We start from the raw sequence: 468 nt of genomic DNA, 5'->3' as shown, positions 1-468 counted from the left end.
ACCTTAAAGATGGCGATCAAGTCAGCAACGTTTTGATTGCTGATAAAGATCAAAACATTATTATTGGAACCCATCGTGGATATGCGGTCAGCTTTAACGCTGCCGATGTTCGTTCAATGGGACGTTCCGCAACCGGTGTCCGGGGTGTCAGATTACGTGAAAATGATTACGTCGTTGGTTCTGATATCTTGAAACCCGACAGCGAAGTCTTTATCATTTCTGAAAACGGATATGGTAAACGAACTCCAGCTGCCGAATACCCAATTAAAGGTCGTGGTGGTAAGGGTATCAAGACTGCCAACATTACTGAAAAGAATGGGCCACTTTCCGGATTGACAACTGTTAACGGTGAAGAGGATATTATGCTGATCACTGATCAGGGTGTCATGATCCGATTCAGTGTTGAAGATGTTTCTCAAACCGGCCGGGCAACCCTTGGTGTTCATTTGATCAGAATGAATGATGGTG

General features: G+C 44.4%; 1 protein-coding gene. It reads left to right on the top strand.

Going from position 1 to position 468, the window contains the following annotated elements; genetic code table 11:
* On the top strand, positions 1 to 468 hold a 468-nt coding region (locus tag CBI42_RS11290; protein ID WP_306425627.1), incomplete at both ends, for a DNA gyrase C-terminal beta-propeller domain-containing protein.

Origin of the sequence: Streptococcus sp. KR (assembly GCF_002238115.1) — a bacterium.
GTDB lineage: Bacteria > Bacillota > Bacilli > Lactobacillales > Streptococcaceae > Streptococcus.
The sequence above is the reverse complement of the archived record's forward strand: the minus strand, read 5'-3'. Positions and strand labels throughout refer to the sequence as shown.